The organism is Paenibacillus sp. PK4536 (assembly GCF_028594455.2).
GTDB classification, from domain to species: domain Bacteria; phylum Bacillota; class Bacilli; order Paenibacillales; family Paenibacillaceae; genus Saccharibacillus; species Saccharibacillus nuruki.
Window position 1 is genome coordinate 4,824,230 of sequence record NZ_CP126313.1, and the last position, 17,534, is coordinate 4,841,763.

At 38.6% G+C, this 17,534-nt stretch carries 15 protein-coding genes; 6 read left to right on the top strand and 9 right to left on the bottom strand.

Going from position 1 to position 17,534, the window contains the following annotated elements; genetic code table 11:
- Position 1: 1 nt before the first annotated feature.
- From PO903_RS21340 to PO903_RS21355, 4 genes are all read right to left on the bottom strand, one after another.
- The gene (locus PO903_RS21340) at positions 2 to 976 is read right to left on the bottom strand and encodes an ABC transporter substrate-binding protein (protein WP_273594506.1); all 975 of its coding nucleotides are present in this window, start codon (positions 974 to 976) and stop codon (positions 2 to 4) included.
- Between the two features lie 96 nt (positions 977 to 1,072).
- Positions 1,073 to 2,707, bottom strand: a complete 1,635-nt coding sequence (locus PO903_RS21345) for a helix-turn-helix domain-containing protein (RefSeq protein ID WP_273594507.1) — start codon at positions 2,705 to 2,707, stop codon at positions 1,073 to 1,075.
- Positions 2,708 to 2,875: 168 nt separating this feature from the next.
- Entirely contained in the window at positions 2,876 to 3,730 is an 855-nt protein-coding gene (locus PO903_RS21350) for an SDR family oxidoreductase (RefSeq protein WP_273594508.1), read from the bottom strand.
- A 201-nt stretch (positions 3,731 to 3,931) separates the two neighbouring features.
- A complete protein-coding gene (locus tag PO903_RS21355) occupies positions 3,932 to 4,972 on the bottom strand; it encodes a LacI family DNA-binding transcriptional regulator (protein ID WP_069328395.1) in 1,041 nt (346 codons plus the stop codon).
- Positions 4,973 to 5,320: 348 nt separating this feature from the next.
- Here PO903_RS21355 and PO903_RS21360 point away from each other — a divergent pair, with 348 nt between their 5' ends.
- From PO903_RS21360 to PO903_RS21385, 6 genes are all read left to right on the top strand, one after another.
- Positions 5,321 to 6,373, top strand: a complete 1,053-nt coding sequence (locus PO903_RS21360; RefSeq protein ID WP_069328396.1) for a 2,3-butanediol dehydrogenase — start codon at positions 5,321 to 5,323, stop codon at positions 6,371 to 6,373.
- A gap of 412 nt (positions 6,374 to 6,785) precedes the next feature.
- Positions 6,786 to 8,084, top strand: coding sequence for a hemolysin family protein (locus PO903_RS21365; protein WP_069329968.1), 1,299 nt, complete (start codon positions 6,786 to 6,788; stop codon positions 8,082 to 8,084).
- A gap of 74 nt (positions 8,085 to 8,158) precedes the next feature.
- Positions 8,159 to 9,238 carry a hemolysin family protein gene (locus PO903_RS21370; protein WP_273594509.1) on the top strand — a complete coding sequence of 360 codons (1,080 nt, stop codon included), beginning with the start codon at positions 8,159 to 8,161 and terminating at the stop codon, positions 9,236 to 9,238.
- Between the two features lie 149 nt (positions 9,239 to 9,387).
- Positions 9,388 to 11,043 carry a DUF6138 family protein gene (locus PO903_RS21375; protein ID WP_273594510.1) on the top strand — a complete coding sequence of 552 codons (1,656 nt, stop codon included), beginning with the start codon at positions 9,388 to 9,390 and terminating at the stop codon, positions 11,041 to 11,043.
- Positions 11,044 to 11,305: 262 nt separating this feature from the next.
- A complete protein-coding gene (locus tag PO903_RS21380) occupies positions 11,306 to 12,841 on the top strand; it encodes a methyl-accepting chemotaxis protein (RefSeq protein WP_273594511.1) in 1,536 nt (511 codons plus the stop codon).
- A 148-nt stretch (positions 12,842 to 12,989) separates the two neighbouring features.
- Positions 12,990 to 13,535 (top strand): DUF1697 domain-containing protein, encoded by a 546-nt coding sequence (locus PO903_RS21385; protein ID WP_137223465.1) that lies wholly within the window; start codon positions 12,990 to 12,992, stop codon positions 13,533 to 13,535.
- Between the two features lie 40 nt (positions 13,536 to 13,575).
- On the opposite strand, the gene PO903_RS21390 is transcribed toward PO903_RS21385, so the two are convergent.
- Genes PO903_RS21390 through PO903_RS21410 form a run of 5 tightly spaced genes read right to left on the bottom strand, consistent with a single transcriptional unit; the run spans position 13,576 to position 17,490 of the window.
- Positions 13,576 to 14,649 (bottom strand): leucine-rich repeat domain-containing protein, encoded by a 1,074-nt coding sequence (locus tag PO903_RS21390; RefSeq protein ID WP_273594512.1) that lies wholly within the window; start codon positions 14,647 to 14,649, stop codon positions 13,576 to 13,578.
- 16 nt (positions 14,650 to 14,665) lie between these two features.
- Complete coding sequence (locus PO903_RS21395; protein ID WP_273594513.1) at positions 14,666 to 15,103, bottom strand: DUF6678 family protein; 438 nt, start codon at positions 15,101 to 15,103, stop codon at positions 14,666 to 14,668.
- A 60-nt stretch (positions 15,104 to 15,163) separates the two neighbouring features.
- Positions 15,164 to 15,967, bottom strand: coding sequence for a hypothetical protein (locus PO903_RS21400; RefSeq protein ID WP_273594514.1), 804 nt, complete (start codon positions 15,965 to 15,967; stop codon positions 15,164 to 15,166).
- Positions 15,960 to 16,670 carry a DUF4274 domain-containing protein gene (locus PO903_RS21405; protein WP_273594515.1) on the bottom strand — a complete coding sequence of 237 codons (711 nt, stop codon included), beginning with the start codon at positions 16,668 to 16,670 and terminating at the stop codon, positions 15,960 to 15,962. The genes PO903_RS21400 and PO903_RS21405 overlap by 8 nt, the downstream gene beginning before the upstream one ends.
- A gap of 46 nt (positions 16,671 to 16,716) precedes the next feature.
- Positions 16,717 to 17,490: a hypothetical protein gene (locus PO903_RS21410; protein WP_273594516.1), complete on the bottom strand. Its 774-nt coding sequence runs from the start codon at positions 17,488 to 17,490 to the stop codon at positions 16,717 to 16,719.
- Positions 17,491 to 17,534: the final 44 nt, after the last annotated feature.

Sequence of the window (17,534 nt, forward strand, 5' to 3'; positions counted from 1 at the left end):
CTTATTTCACCAACTTTTCGACGACGTTATTCATCAATAACACAGAACCGACAGGTCCTACTCCATGAACAAAGTCACTGGTTTTGAGCGGGAATACATGATCATTTTTGACAGCTGTCAGACTTGCCCATACTTTATTTTCTTTCAACTTTTTCATTGATTCGGTATTATCGTGATCTTTCAAAATACGATCTTCGACAAAAATATAATCGGGATTCATATCAGGTAAAGCTTCCAGTGATATAGGAGAGAACCAATCGGTAGAGTCTTTGATCGCTTCAGGGCTATGTAGACCTAATGTCTGATAAAAGAATGCACTACTATTCGCCGCTTTGGGTCCCATCACACGATAACGCTCTGACTCTACACGTAGAATCAATACTGTTTTGTCGCCAATGGCTTGCTGAATCTGTTCTCTAGCTTGCTTGGCTTTGGCATCGAATGCTGCTAGTACTTGTTTGGACGTTTCTGTTTTATCAAAAATACTAGCTAATTCAGGCATAGCCGTTTTCATTTCACTATCTGCATTGATCGCTACTGTTGGTGCAATTTTAGATAACTCTTCGTACGTTCCGGGTTCCATACCTACTCCAATCCCTACGATCAGATCAGGAGACAATGATAGCAATTGTTCATAATTATATTGATACTGCTCGGCTTCAATCATTTGAATCCCATTTTTTTCAAAATAAGGAGCACGATAATCCGGTTCTACTTCCGGTACAAAAATCACCATCTGTGGTGGAACACCCATTTCAATCAAATACTCTGCATAGATCGAGCTAAGCACCAGTACATTTTTAGGCTTTTCAGGAATAGTGACTTCTCCAAAATAATCTTTTACTACTTTGGTTGCTGTAGCTTGTTCAGTAGCTGTTGCTGTGTTTGCTTCTTTATTCGAACCGCTAGAACAAGCGGACATCAACACGCTAAATGCCATCAAGATTATTCCCCAACTTAACAAACGACGCGACATAAATGTATCTCTCCTCATATGATAATGATTATTATTATCATATAGTATCAGACAACAACTCTTCCTAACATGGGGAATCGTGCGTATTGATTTGAATTATTGTGCACTATTTTTAAAAGTAGGATTAAGATGAGTCGTTATTTCATCCAAAATCATCGTGTATCCTTGGATTCCGCGTCCTTCTACCCACAATCGAGTATCCATATCAAATACTTGCTGTTGCTGAACAGCTTTTAACTGTTGCCACACATCACTGTCTATTAATTTGTTCATGCTCTCTTCTGTACTGAACTGCTCTATAATTCTTTTTTCTATAAAAAGATAATCAGGATTGGCTGATAGCAACAGATCGAATGTACACGGATTGAACCATGCTTTACCTTCTTGTAATACCTCTGGCGCACTCAAATCCAACTGATGATACAATAATCGGGCAATCCCCACTGCATCTACACCAAGATAACGATATCCAAACGGTTCTACTCGTAAAACCATAATAGTCGCTTTGGCGTTAATGATCGGTTGTAGCGCTTGTTTGGCGATAGTTATTTCTTGTTCTAACTGGATTTGAAGTTGCTGAGCTTCTGTCTGCTTGTTAAATACAGACGATAATTGTTCCAGTAATGTCATTACATCTATACTCAAGCTTGTAATCAAAGGGGCAATAGCACGTAACTGTTGTCTCACCTCTTCAGACCAGACATTGCCAACCAACAATTCAGGTTCTAATTGCTGAATCTGCCCAATATCTTGCTCATACTGCGCGATCTCTACCATTTTCACAGCATGGGCTTCGAATTGCTTGAACTGATGGGGAGCCAAAAGAATCGGAGTAACAATCACCGCATAAGGGATTATACCAAGGTGAATCATAATGTCTGCACAGGTAGAAGAAAGACAGACTATTCTGCGTGATGACAAGCTGTCAGCATATAGACTTGGCGAAACACCAACCAACTGCTTAAACCTGCGGCTAAAATAATGCGTATCTTCAAAGCCCGACTTTTTGGCAATATCTTGTGAATTGATCTGTGTAAAGATCAGTTGTTCTTGCGCCCGATACATACGAAAAGAAGCTAGATACTCTAACGGTGACTTCCCGAATCGCTCACTAAATTTACGTGAATAATACCAAGGACTTACTCCTGCAATCTCTGCTAACTGCTTACGGGTAATCACTTGATCATAATGAGTCTGCATATATTCAGCAGAACGTATGATTCCTTGAGTCAATGTCTGTTGATCATCGGGTTGATGCATCCTGTCCATATACAGATAATTAAGCAATTCATAGATCATATAGGGATGCTTAATAGATAATTCGTACTGTTGATCTGCTTCTTCTTGACTCAAATGTTGGCTAATATTGGCTAGTATTCCCCCTGTTAATTGTACTTTCTGATACGTTCCTTCTACAGGAACAGACCATAGGTATTCAGTCAAAGTGGAGGTATTATCTGCTATACCATATGTATTAAATTCAAGGCACCAACCTGACAAATCAAGTTGACCTCCTTCAAGCACTTCGATCAACGAGTATGCTTCTACTGCAATTAATTGACCGAATGACACTTGAACACGTTCACCGTTGATTTTCCAGATGGCCTGTCCATCTATAATAAGAATGAATGCTGGATGTATAAAAGAATGATATTCCCCGATCGACATCCATTGATGGGTTAACGCTTGTGTTGATTTCCATTGTACAATCCACTGCTTTTTACCAGACATCACGATTTCCCTCACGATCATTCGTATAAGCTTGACTACTTTAGTATCTTTTAAGCTCATCTTACTTTTTTGTGTATTGTATCATAGCTATCAAAAAATAAGCCTGCTTCTACAGCATTATTCACTGTATCAGCAGACTTATGTGTTGGAATCGATTATTTATTTAAATTAGTTTTGCTTCAAAATATCACGAAATCCTTCGCTAAGTGGTGTATTCGGATGACCCAATACGTTCTGGAAATCCTGACTGTCTACAGCTAGTGAACCTTCACGAATCGCCGTCTGAATACCAACTACAAATGGAAGAGCGTCTACAGGTACGCCAGCTTCTTTCATTACTTGTTCATAAGTTGCATCATCCACTTGTTGAACAGGAATATCTTTGCCACTCACTTCAGCTAAGATCGCTGCTAATTCTTCTTGTGTTAATAATGGACCTGACAATTCATAGACTTTATTATTGTGACCTTCATGAGTTAACACATTAGCTGCTGCTTCTGCATAATCACGACGGATCGCCCAGCCTACTTTACCGGTTCCAGCAGATGTTAACCACGGAGCCCCTTGTAATGCAGCTTGAATCGTACCCATCTCATTTTCCAAATACCAGTTATTGCGTAGAATAGCATAGGTGATACCTGAAGCGATTAGCGCATTTTCAGTTTGACGATGATCTTCTGTTAAAAAGAATGTACTTTCTTGAGCATTCGGTGCACTGGTATATGCGATAAAGCTAACACCTGCGGCTTTAGCGGCATCGATTGCAGCTTGTTGCTCTGCTACACGATTACCCGGCGAAGTTGAGATCATCAATAATTTATCGATACCTGCAAATGCGGAAGATAATGTCTCTGGACGAGCAAAATCGCCTTCTCTTACTTCTACACCTTGAGCGCTTAAATGCTCTGCTTTTTTCGGATCACGTACACTTGCAACGACATCACTAGCAGGAACCGTTTTTAATAATTGCTCAATAACCAGTGAACCTAATTGACCTGTAGCTCCAGTAACTAGAAATTTCATAAGCGCAACCTCCATCGTATCTCACATTATTTTTTGATCTGTAATCAACTTGCTTTATTCATCATAATCAATAACGTATGCAATTCATATTACATTCAGCAAAATAAAATAATTTGTTATCTTAAGCACAAATTCATTTATTTACTTTATGTAAGTTAGTATATTTAAAATATAAAGTTTCGTCAAGTAACCAAAATAAATTTATACATCACTAGATTTGTTGATATGAGAATAATGATGCGACGCTACACTGGATTCACGCACAATTAAACGGGGTTCAAATTCGACACGTTCATATTCAGTTCTATCAGGTGACTGAATACGTTTGAGTAATAGTTCTGCGGCTAATCTTCCTACTTCATTGCCCATAATCGAGACTGAACTGATCTGCGGAGTCGTGATCGTTGTCCATAAATTATTATCGATTCCTACAATAGCGATATCTTCAGGAACGCGCACTCCTAATTCTTTGAAACGATTCACAATACCGATCGCTACCATATCATTTACAGCATAGATTGCATCAGGCATGTGTTTGAGATGATAAAAATAATTCGCTGCTTGCCGTCCCGTCTCAAAGGTGAAATCTTCGCCAAAATAAACAAGTGAAGCATCGACCTGCCCCACAGATTGTTCATAAGCAAGATAACGTTCTTCAATCTTGTCTTTGGGTGCACCTGCATAAGCAATTCGAGTACGTCCAATCTGAATCAGATGCTCCATCACTAACTTGCCTTCTTGCTTGGCAAGACCCACAATATCGGCTTTGAGATCAGAGCTTAGCTTTTTACTATAATTAATAACCGATATCGGGATACCTGCACGATTAATAAGACTTTCCAGTGATTTGGGATAAGCGAGTGGCATCATCACTAACCCATCTACATGAAGCTTTTTGATGTCACGTAACGTTTCCAGTTCCAGTCTGGCATTTCCAAGTGTATTGATCTGTACCACACGATATCCATGTTGCTTTGCCGCTTGTTCAACTGCCCATGCGATATCAGGAATAATAGCGTTACGAATATCGGGTACTGCAAGTGCAATCTGACGGGTCTGACGAATTTTGAGACTTTGGGCAGACGTATTCGGTGTAAAACCCATTTCATCAATAATCTGTAGTACCCGTGCTCTAGTCGCTTGACTGATCCCTGTACTGTTATTTAATGCCCGCGATACGGTAGCAATGCCGACTCCCGCTTGCTTGGCTACATCTTCTATCGTTACTTTTTTTGAAGTCATCTTTAGATCGTCCTTCCTTACCGGAATCGTTTCCATACTCTTTTGAAATTTTTCATTAGTTACATCAATTATATCATGCAGTCTGATCTACAAGCTGTATCAAGGGATAATGCATTATCCGCATGATTCTATTTCGTTATTGAACTCTCCTTTTGATCTAATATAATCTCATATAAAGATTATTCTTATGAAAAAAGAATCTATTTTTTCAATGATTATCATCACTTTTTATCGCTAAACCATTTGACTTTATGTCAATAATGTGACATTATAATTTTCGGAAACGTTTCCTAAAATATTTTATAATTAACTTTAAAATGATATATTCAGACTAGGGAGATGACAGAAATGCAAGCATTGCGTTGGCATGGTGTTAAAGACTTAAGAGTAGAAACGATCGAAGAACCTCAAGCATCCGCAGGCAAAGTAAAAATCAAAATTGAGTGGTGTGGTATTTGTGGTAGTGATTTGCATGAATACGCAGCAGGTCCTATCTTTATTTCTCAAGGAACAAATCATCCATTAACTCATGAACAAGCCCCTGTCGTTATGGGACATGAATTTTCCGGACAAGTAGTTGAAGTGGGCGAAGGTGTAACCAAAGTGAAGGCTGGTGACCGTGTGGTCGTAGAGCCTATTTTTGCATGTGGTAAATGTACAGCTTGTAAGCAAGGTAAATATAATCTGTGCGAACATATGGGATTCTTAGGTCTTGCTGGTGGTGGCGGTGGTTTCTCCGAATATGTCGCTGCTGATGAACATATGGTTCACAAAATTCCAGATAGTGTGTCTTATGAGCAAGGTGCTCTTGTTGAACCTTCGGCTGTAGCTCTATATGCTGTACGCCAAAGTCAATTAAAAGTCGGTGATCGTGCTGTAGTATTCGGTGCAGGTCCAATTGGATTGTTAGTGATCGAAGCACTTAAAGCATCCGGTGCAGCAGAAATCTATGCTGTTGAATTATCAGAAGAACGTCGACAAACAGCTGAATCTCTAGGCGCTATTGGTCTAAATCCTGCTGAAGTAGATGTGGTTGCTGAAATTCACCGTCTAACCAATGGTGGAGCTGATGTCGCTTATGAAGTAACAGGTGTACCTGTTGTATTAACACAGGCGATTCAATCCACGAAGCTGAGCGGACAAATTATGATCGTTAGTATTTTTGAAAAAGAAGCTCCAATTCATCCAAACCAGATCGTCATGCAAGAGCGCAATATTACAGGTATTATCGGTTACCGTGATGTTTTCCCTGCGGTGATTAGCTTAATGAGTCAAGGCTACTTCTCTTCTGAGAAATTAGTCACCAAACGTATCGCTTTAAATGAAATTGTAGAACAAGGATTTGAAGCATTGCTAAAAGAAAAAAACCAAGTAAAAATTATGGTTTCTCCGAGTCTGTAATCGTTAAGACCTTTATAGAGTCTAATTGAGGAGAACTCATCTACTTTTATTGATATATTTCTATCTCTATTTAAATGATTGATTTTATTCATATTTTATAGACAAAGACCTCTTTTTCGTAAAGAGGTCTTTTTTGCAATAATCACCAAAAATGTGGACAAAATAAGAACCATTACCTGCTACTGTATGCTTGGGGTAAGAACATGATATAATCATAGGAATATAACAAGAGAGGGGGTAGTCCAATTGGGAAGGCGATATTGCAAATGGATCAAGTTACTCAATTAAAGCCAAGTGATGCTGTAATGAATATTCTCGATAGACTACCTGTTCTATACGGATAGCTAGCTCAACACAAATGAATAAGGCTTTTTATACTTTTGGAGGTGAATCCCTTTTTTAAGGGAAATAATTGGACATTATTACGATCATTAATTTACTTATACTTGCTGTTTTAATTGTGTTAACTGCGTTTTTTGTTGCATCTGAATTTGCTGTAGTCAAAATTCGAATGTCTCGAATCGATCAATTGATCGCAGAAGGTAACAAAAAAGCTCATTTAGCTAAAAAAGTAGCAAGCGATCTAGACTATTACCTTTCTGCTTGTCAGTTAGGGATTACAGTAACAGCACTTGGACTTGGAGCGATCGGTAAACCTGCTGTAGAACGGTTAATGTATCCTGTGTTTGACCTATTAAATGTTTCTGCTGCAACAGCTTCGATTGCTTCGTATGCGATTGCTTTTGCTTTAGTCACCTTTTTACATGTCGTTATTGGAGAAATGGCTCCCAAAACGTTGGCGATTCAATTTTCGGAAAAATTGACGTTAATGCTTGCTCCTTCTCTTTACTGGTTCGGTAAAATTATGAATCCTTTTATCTGGGCTTTGAATGGTACTTCACGCGTATTGCTTCGTTCAGTTGGTGTAAAGCCTGCTGGACATGAAGATATCTATTCTGAAAGTGAATTGAAGATTATTATGACTCAGAGTTTTCAAGGCGGCGAGATCAATCAGACTAAGCTAGATTATATGGAAAATGTGTTTTCATTTGACGAACGGGTAACCCGCGATATTATGGTTCCTCGTACTGCTCTGGTTACACTTGATCTTAATATGACAGAAGAACAGATTATTGCGACGCTGGATGAAAATTATTATACTCGTTACCCGGTGACAGAATCCGGTGATAAAGACGTGATCTTAGGTGTAGTTAATGTCAAAAAAATGTTGCCTCATATCGTGGCAGGTCGAGAACATCAATTGCAACAGTTTGTACGGACTCTTCCTTCGGTACAAGAAGCAACCCCTATTCAAGATGCGATGATTCGGATGCAAAAAGAACGTGTGCATATGGCGCTCGTTATTGATGAATATGGTGGTACTTCCGGTGTGATTACAATGGAAGATGTATTGGAAGAACTGGTTGGCGAGATTCGCGATGAATTTGATGATGATGAAGTCGCTGATATTCAACAGATCGATGACCATCAATATCTGATCAATGGACGTACATTATTGGATGAGTTAGAGAAGCAATTCGGTATGACTTTTGAAAATGATGAAGAGATTGATACGATAGGCGGTTGGATTCAGCATTATAAAGGAACCGATGTGCAAGTCGGTGAACAATTAGAAGAAGATGAATCTGTCTGGACGGTTACAGAGAAAGACCATTTACAGATCAAGCAAGTACGACTAAATAAAATATAATCAGATCGGTAGTATATCGTATATTCACAAAATTATAATCACGCGGAGGTGAATCCCTCATCTGAGGGAAATCATTGGACGGAACAATTGGTTTAAATTTATTTTTAGTAGCTGTATTTATTGGCTTAACTGCTTTTTTTGTAGGAGCAGAATTTGCTATTTTGAAAGTCAGAATGTCTCGAATTGATCAATTGATCGCCGATGGTAACAAAAAAGCAGTACTGGCGAAAAAAGTAGCCCATGAACTTGATTATTATTTGTCTGCCTGTCAGTTGGGGATTACGATTACAGCGCTAGTCTTAGGGGCGCTCGGTGAACCGACAGTTGAGAAAATATTGCATCCTTTATTTGATCAATTGAATGTACCTGCTGCGCTATCTACTGTGCTCTCGTATGTAATTGCATTATCTATTATTACATTCTTGCATGTTGTTATCGGTGAATTGGCACCCAAAACATTAGCAATTCAATTTGCGGAGAAAATGACATTATTGTTGGCACCTCCACTGTACTGGTTTGGTAAAATCATGTATCCATTTATCTATATTCTGAATAGTTCGGCAACTTTGTTACTACGTATCTTTGGCATTAAGCCTGCCGGTCATGATTCTGTATATTCTGAAGAAGAATTACGCTGGATTGTGGATCAGAGTTACGAGAGTGGCGAAATTAACAAAACCGAGCTTAGTTATTTGCAAAATATATTTACATTTGATGAGCGTACATTAGAAGAAATTATGATCCCTAAAGCTCAAATCGCTACGCTGGCGAAAGAAATGCCACTTGCAGGTATTATTGAGATATTGGATGAATATGAGTACACTCGTTATCCTGTGATCGACTTAGACGAACCCGATCATTTTATCGGATTTATCAATACCAAAGAATTATTAACGGCTGTAGCCGCAGGTCGTGATTACAAAGTCGCTGACTTTATTCATAAAATGCCCCATTTTCCATCGACTTCTTCAGTGAAAGACGTATTGATCAAAATGCAACAAAGCCGTGTGCATATGGCGATTGCTATAGATCCATCCGGTCATACTATAGGTCTAGTGACGATGGAAGACATTTTAGAAAAAATTGTCGGTGCGATCCGTGATGAAGCAGATACTAGCGATCTTGTTTTTGAACCGAAAATGACATCATTTTAATGGCATAGTAATATAAGCAGTACCATAAAAGGTCTCTATATCTCTTAGAGACCTTTTTCTTTTGTATTCATGAGAGCCATAAGATCATTCAAACGGTACATGGTATAATAAGCAAATCATAATCAGTGATTAATCAAGGAGGTTATACTTTGAATCCACATATTGAACTTTTATTATCCGAAACATGGTCACAGATCGAGTCATTATATCTGAAGGAAAAAGAACGTATCGATGCATTCAAATCATATCATTCATTACAAGCAGGATTACGTGATTATCTCAAAGTTGGTTATCGCAAAGGAACAGCAAGCTATAAGCAAGGCTCCTTTTTTGTAGAGATTGAAGAACCTTTTTCTTGGAGCGATTCAGCCTATACATGGGAAAGTGAAGTCTCTATCGATGAACTATCTGCTACTCTATTCCAAGAAGAATATGCTCCTGCTCTGCAACAACGCCTGTATACGTTATTTATGTCCGATGAATATGGAAGTCACTTTTTTGATTATCGTTTTGAGCTTTGGTTTGAATTTGAAAATGAACAAGCCGAGCAATTGTATATACATAATGAGCAATGGATCAACACATCCAAATTAACAACATTACAACAAGCACTAGATCATTTTATAACCGATAAAGTAACTTCGGATCTGCCTGTATTACCTAAAGAAAAAGATTTATTTTTCTTTGCCAAATTAATGTTGAATAAAGATATTATCCCTACCGATGTAGAACGTGTTTATTCTTTATTTGAGCAGCTTGATCTGAAATTATTTAATTTTAGAAGTCTGTACAGTGATTGGCAGTCTACATCTACGATGGCTTTACGTTTTTGGGCAAATGAAATCTTTTTACCTACCTATTTCGATGCTGAAAGTGAATATAACACCACATTACATCTCAAATCAGCAGAAAGTCTTCCTGCGATAAATGAAAAAGAATTAGCATTGTTTATTTATGCCGCTTTACGTATTGGTAAACAGGATGCCGAACAACGGAAAACATATCTAGAATATGCTGTTCAATTACATTCAGAACAAGCTCAACGTTACCTTCGTCAAGGCAGTGGCACGATAGAAAGTGAACGCAAAACCGACCTTTTCCATGGTAAAGCTAATGACATTTTACAAATGATACAGATTAAGCTTACTGCTGAAGATGAACCACATTATCGTGAAGCTCTGATCTATATCTGCGATCTTTTGCGTGCCGATTTCCCACGTGAATATGTACTGAAGTTCAGCAGTAAACAAAAGAACTTTTTACCTGTTAAAGGATTAGCTAAGTCTGCATTACATCGCTTTTTCGCTAATGCTTTGCAGTATAAAGAATTGCATCCCTTGATTGCGGAGTATGGTGAATTGGCTTTGCAAGAATTCGCATGGTATAACGATGTTGAAGCTGGCGAGAAATCGGTGATGCCTGGAACGTATGCGATATTAGGTCTAGGGCTATACAGTACCGATTATTTTCCTCTTCTTATCCGTTATATGAAACTGGTGGATACAGAACATCAATCTGCCCAAGATCATTATCCAGCGGCTCTAGTAGAAGCTCATGGGATGGATGCCTCATTTGTACCTACATTAATGTCTGTGCTGTTAGCTAGTAGTGAATCGGCTAAACCGATCAAAGGCTGGGGGGATATTCTGGAGAAAGATGAGCTTATTCTTGCATGGGATACTCAGCTTCAGTCCTTAGAAGATTATCAGCGTGATCAGGTATTGTATCTACTCTGTGGCAATTCCGCCAAACAAAAAGCTTTTATGCAAAAAGCAGAGCGTCTTCGTTCTTCAACCCATTCCTAATCAACTTCATATGTATATCTACCTTTTATCTGTGCTGAATCTAGCAGGATGAGAGGTATTTTTTTGTTTTTCTTATTTTTTTCATCTTAGCTATTTAAGTTTGTGTCTTAAGTTCCGATATACTGTTAGTAGTAGAACTTTTGAACTATAAATATAATCAAAAAGTATACATAAATACTAATTTTTATACATAAAAGTAGTGTATCTTTTTATTAAATAGTACTATAGTCGCTACATATACAATCATAAAGGATGGGTATAGATGACTCGCAATGATGAGATTATTTGGCAGAGAAACAAATTAGTAAGTTATATGTTGTGGGCTATTACAGCGATCAGTGCAGCATTAACCGTACTTGTACCGGATTTACTATTTTCTACATTATTATCTGTTCTAGTGACTGGCTTGATTACAGTCGCCAACTTAACTAAAAAAGGAATTCATATTATTCCCTGGGTAGTCACGGTTGCCGTCATCGCAAGTGGCATTTATGTTAGCCGTGATTCTGTAAGTACAGTGCAAGGTATTCTAGTCACTGCTCCACTATTATTATATCCAAATAGTAAACATTATAATATTTCATTTGGCGCTTTATTATTGTATTACATCATCAAATTAGTCACAGGTACGCAAGCTGATCCTATGGTATTCTTCAACGATATTATCAATATTACGATGTTTATTGTTACAGGTATTATTTTGATCACAGTTTCTCGTATGAACAAAAAGCTATTTACAGCGAGTGAACAACGCCGTAATGAAGTCGAACAATCACAGACCAAAGTAAAAAATATGCTACAACATGTCAAAGAAGCAGTTAACGGTCTGACTGTATTTACAGATCAATTTAAGCAAAAAGTAATCAGTACAGGTTCAATCACTAACGAAGTCACAATGGGATTCAATGAAGTAGCTAAAGGTGTAGAATTTCAAGCTACCAATGTCGCTGAAATCTCTGAATCGCTAGCTATTTCAGATCAACATATTCAAGATGTTGCTTCTTATTCGTTACAGATGAAAGAAGTATCTGCTCATATGGCGACTCGTACAGCGACAGGTAGCACCACAATGGAGCATCTTAATACACAGATGGTTGATCTGTATGAGAAAGTAGATACCACGGCTGAAGATATGAAAAAATTCAGTGAAGAAAGTGCATCCATGACTGTGATTTTAAATGGAATTTCTGATATCGCTCGTCAAACCAATTTGCTAGCTCTAAATGCAGCGATTGAATCGGCACGTGCAGGTGAACATGGTAAAGGATTTGCTGTGGTTTCGGATGAAGTACGTAAGCTAGCTGAACACTCCGGACAATCTGCAACTGATATTGCTTCTATTTTATCAAGCTTACAAGATCGTACCAAGACACTAACCGAGCGATTTGATCATATTCGTAGTTCACTTCAAGAAGGTCGCAATGCAGTGCAGACAGCCGCAGAAGTATTCCGTCATGTGAATACCAATTCTCAACAAGTACTGACTCAAGCTACTGATATTGAAAATAGTTCAGTAACCATGAAGCAATCATCTACTAAAGTGGTCGGAGAAGTTAGCGAAATCTCAAGCCTTACCGAGCAATCTAGTGCAGCTACAGAAGAAATTCTAGCCAGTATGGAAGAACAGCATCAACTGACTCAGAATATGGTGTCTAGCTTTGGTGAGTTGGAACAACTGATCGTAAGTCTGAATACATTAATATCTGAAAGTGATCATGCGGTAGCCCCTACACCGATCTCGTCTAAAGTAGTAGCATCACAATCATCATCGGCACCATTAGCACAATTACCCGCTTAATATCTGGATACAACAAAAAAGGCTGTACTCCTTTATCAAAGGAAGTACAGCCTTTTTGACTTGAATAAATATTCTCTTGTAACCTTGAGATAACACGTTACACTATACATACATCATTATCATTTCTGATACGGAAGAGGTAGAATGTATGATTTATATTGCTTTACTACGTGGTATTAATGTAGGTGGTAACAACAAGATCAATATGAAAGCACTCCAATCTACATTTGAACAAGCAGGTATGCGTCATGTAACTACTTATATCAATTCAGGCAATATTATATTCTCCCACTCTACTCTCACGCATAGTGAACTATCCTCTATTCTAGAGCAAGCTATAACCACAGACTTTAATTTACAGATCAAAGTTATGATTCGAGATATGCAGCAAATGCAGACCGTTCTATCACAAATACCGGAATCTTGGAGCAACGATGATCAGATGAAAAGCGATGTCTTTTTTCTCTGGGACGAGATTGATAACGAATCGATCATAGAAAAGCTTCCTCTCAAAGCTGGTATAGGCACACTGATCTATATTCCGGGAGCGATTCTATTTGCTGTTAGCCGTGAAGATGCTACCCGGAGTCAAATGAATAAATTAGTAAGTTCCAAACTCTATCCATTGATGACCATTCGCAATGTAAATACCACTCGTAAAATAGTTCAGTTGATGCAAGCTGTACAAGAGTAATCCGATTGCAAAAGTCTACAACAGATTGCATCCTGATCTATTAATTCTCATATGGAAATTCAAACCACCAATGTTCATGATGGTGATCGCGTTCTTCCAGTGTATTCTTTTTGTGATAATGGTGTAATAAATGCTGAAATGTATTCATTTTTTTAGCATTTTTCAAATGAGCATATGCTCGTTTCACTGAAGGATTTCTCATTAAGGGTTCATACGCTTCTGGTGCCATTTCCCAAGCTTCCCGATGAATAAATTCGATCAGTGCAGGCGCATATTCTAACGATTGAATATCTTTTAACCCTTTCATGCCGATCAATTCAATTTTTCGTAAACTGTGTAGTTCATCCAGAGTAGGTAATGTTGTGATATGAGGCAAAGCTTCTAAATACAAGTATTGCAAGCCTTGCATAGCAGAAATGAAATGGATATCATCTAATCCTTTAATTTGAGACAGGCGCAGGTATTTAATATGCTGTAGACGAGCAAGGGCTTCAAGCTGACGAGTACCTCCAAAATGAAGATGAAGCGACCATAATAACTTCAAGTCTGTTAGAAAATCCAAATCAGATACAGAAATCGATTGCAATACCAGTTGTTCTAATGTTCTTAATTGACCGATTACTTCGATATGCTTGTGATGACCGTCTATCGAAAGGTACGTTAGCTGTTCAAATCGTGCTAACACTTCCAGATCAGGCTTTTTGGAGGATGTGGAGCCAAGTTCTAATGACTGAAGGTGGGCAGGAATCTGCGACAATAGTTCAAAGCTATCAATTTGTTCACACTGTAGACTGAACTCCTTTAATTGTTGAAGTGTAGCTATCGACTGAAGATGAGCAATCTCTCCTATGCATTCAATAGACAGCTTTGTTACAGTAGGCATATGTTCAAGACATTCAAGATCGCATACTTCATCATAAAATCCATATATTCGCAAAGTCACATCGGAGCGCTTTGCAAATAATAGATCATTTAGATAGGTATACGTATTTGCACCAAGTGGATGATTATATTGAACAATACGGAGTTCAGGCATGTGACAGAGTTCTTTTATTTCTGCTGGAGTCAATTCTTTTGTCACTTCAATAACACCTTCACGAATCTGACTGTACATAGATGTTCACCTCATCTTAATATCCTAGTTGTTCAAATTCTATGGCTGTGGCATACCCGTATATCCAGTAATCCTGTTCTTTTTTCAGATAAGGGATACGTAGTCGTTGTAATAGATTGACCCATTCTGCTTCAATATCTAACATATTCGGTGCTGTATACTTTCCTGTATGTTCAAGCAAACGTGGCTTTACTCTTACCCATTCGACATTGTACCAAGCTGTACTCAGACTTTCCCAGTCCCCTAGATAAAATACATCTCGCTCGAACACTAATGGATAAGGCTCTGGTTCTAAAATAGATTTGTTCTGAAAAGCAGGAGGAAAACGCAGTTCGCGATAGATTGCTTCTTGTAGCTCATTCCATTTTGTAAGATTCATAATTGAAGTCAGCGAACGTTGCTCTACTTCTGCGATAACTTTTTGCTTATGTATCTGGTCTGGATCGGCTCTCATATAACGATTCCTCCTCTATTTTTTAGGATGAGTGGCTAATAAGGTCAATGCTCTATTCGCTTATAAATACGTTCCAAAATAATAGTTGAGCATAGATGAGGAATACCGGTCTTCCCCTTGCCATATAGCCACCGAATTGAAGTCACCAGAACCTCCGCGTAATTTGCGCGGTGTATCTAAAGGAACTAGCAAGCCGGCATATCCCCATATTTCCAGTATCACATCACGTTCATGTTTATTGGCTGGAAAAAGGTCTTTCCATCGTTTTTCTAATTTGCGTGCACCTTCATTTTCATCACATTCTTCTATCGCTTGGATCATCTGCTTTAGAATATGTATATCTTCTGACGTAACCGTGATTGTTGAAGGGGATTGTTCTATAAATAATTTCAGATCTAACCAGCAATACAGCAAGTGATTCAGACGAATACCACCCCACTTGATCCGCTCGAAATTCAATACATTGATATCAACATCAGTATACTGGTCATCTGACATCAATCGATTAAAATTACAATCTCCACAACTGCTCGTATTCGCATGTACAGCACGTCTTTCTTCATAGGTATGTAGGGGTAGGTTGACGGTTAATGCCCAGCTAGACAAGATACTACGCCCATGTGTTTGACGTGTAGAAAGACTATGTAAAAAAGCTTGCATTACCTGCTCTTTAGTAATCACTTCTTGATGCCATCGGTGTATATCTTGAATGATAGCATCATGAGTGATCGATAGCCGATCAAACATCGTTCCCTGGCTTTTGGCATACTCAAATTCTTCACCTGTAAAAGACGTAGGAGCTGATTTCCATCCTTGTGCTGACCAATATGTTTCTAGTAAAATCTTTTTCGCTTTTTTATCCATTGTGTTCTCCTTTACATTCTTGATCTAATAACAGAGCCAGTTCTTTCCAGCGTGGATATTCTTCATTTTCAGCCAGCTCCTGATCTTCTTTTGCTAACCAGTAGTCTGCTTCTAGTAGTTCGTACATATCTAACTTGGTAATATACAGACATAACGGATGCCTGACAACTGCTAACATTGGTTCTGGACCATCATCCCAATTATATTGATTGACTACAGCATGCAATATCACAGAAGAATCGAGTTGTTCAATTCCTCTACATGCTACCGCCATATCTTCTTCATACAAAATGGCATCGAGCTGTTGCTCTTCTTGTTCAAGCAAAACAGATCGTACCGACCCTACTGTATCCAGTAACATATCAGCAATACCCGGATGATGTTGACGTGCAAAATTCCACGGTGTCGCTAAAATACCCTGCTCTGAATCTAACTGTACTTCTGCTTGAATCAAGGCGGTTATCACAGCAGTTTGTTTGAATTTAATTGCTTTTTTTAGAGCGGTATGTCCAAGTTTATCCTTCCTTTCCAGATCGGGTTGTTGCTCTAATAGAAGCTGAATAGCATCCAAAGAGGAGCGATTGGTAATCAATAACATTAGCGGAGTTCGACCGCGTTCATCTTGCTGATTAATATCTAACGTCTGTACTGCTTGACGAAGCTGTTCCATATCTTGAAGTTTTATAATTTCTTGCCAATTCAATGTAATATGCCTCCCTTGATGTAATGAACGATTTCTATATATACATCTACAGAACAACCGAATTGACAGCAGCTTGAGCGCATTGAAGTAGCGCTGTATATAACTGTCCGGAAAGATCCCGATATTGTTGCTCTAACTGATGACTATGCGCGCTATTTGCTGGATCATCATTCCATGATCCCATTCCTCCGAATACCCATGCTTTGTATACCGCATTCAGTAGAAGATACGCTTCTTCGGCATAGACTTCTGGCAATTCAAAAGCAAGCTTAGGCGCAGCCTGAGAACCTTGTAATATCGCTATCGCAGGATCAAAAAAGTGCTGTTGCCAGAATGTCTGATCAATCTGCTCGGCAAAGGTAGAGATGTGTTGCAATACATGGTGTAAATGAGCTATATACTCGCTCAACGGCTTAAAAGCATGTTGCTCCTGCTTACTTGCTTCATATGGTTCTGCTGTATAGGATACGTCCCATGTGACTTTAGCAGGAAGCCGATGAACTTGCCAACTCGGTCGCCATAATGTATCCAGAGCGGTTCCTATCGTTCTGATTCCTATCGGCGTCCCTCCACCTGCGAACCCGCTACTTTGCCAGGATGAAGATGGTGCAGAGCTACTGACTAGCATCAAGCGCTGATACCCTGTTTCTCGTAAATACTCTAGCCATTTGATCCATGTCCAGCTTTGTTCTTGATACTTAAATTGAACATGTATACTTTCATGTTGGGTCAGCTCAGGATGAGTAGCATCAGTTCCTCGTATTAAATACGCATTGCCTAATGCTGTAATCAATAATTGTTGATGCAATTCACCATTCATACCGCATCTCCTTCTATCATTAAGGATCTTAAAGTCGTTATATA

Bases quoted from the DNA above. Each gene is read 5' to 3' on its own strand.
- PO903_RS21340 (WP_273594506.1), bottom strand. From the start codon at position 976: ATGTCGCGTCGTTTGTTAAGTTGGGGAATAATCTTGATGGCATTTAGC.
- PO903_RS21345 (WP_273594507.1), bottom strand. From the start codon at position 2,707: ATGTCTGGTAAAAAGCAGTGGATTGTACAATGGAAATCAACACAAGCG.
- PO903_RS21350 (WP_273594508.1), bottom strand. From the start codon at position 3,730: ATGAAATTTCTAGTTACTGGAGCTACAGGTCAATTAGGTTCACTGGTT.
- PO903_RS21355 (WP_069328395.1), bottom strand. From the start codon at position 4,972: ATGACTTCAAAAAAAGTAACGATAGAAGATGTAGCCAAGCAAGCGGGA.
- PO903_RS21360 (WP_069328396.1), top strand. From the start codon at position 5,321: ATGCAAGCATTGCGTTGGCATGGTGTTAAAGACTTAAGAGTAGAAACG.
- PO903_RS21380 (WP_273594511.1), top strand. From the start codon at position 11,306: ATGACTCGCAATGATGAGATTATTTGGCAGAGAAACAAATTAGTAAGT.
- PO903_RS21385 (WP_137223465.1), top strand. From the start codon at position 12,990: ATGATTTATATTGCTTTACTACGTGGTATTAATGTAGGTGGTAACAAC.
- PO903_RS21390 (WP_273594512.1), bottom strand. From the start codon at position 14,649: ATGTACAGTCAGATTCGTGAAGGTGTTATTGAAGTGACAAAAGAATTG.
- PO903_RS21395 (WP_273594513.1), bottom strand. From the start codon at position 15,103: ATGAGAGCCGATCCAGACCAGATACATAAGCAAAAAGTTATCGCAGAA.
- PO903_RS21400 (WP_273594514.1), bottom strand. From the start codon at position 15,967: ATGGATAAAAAAGCGAAAAAGATTTTACTAGAAACATATTGGTCAGCA.
- PO903_RS21410 (WP_273594516.1), bottom strand. From the start codon at position 17,490: ATGAATGGTGAATTGCATCAACAATTATTGATTACAGCATTAGGCAAT.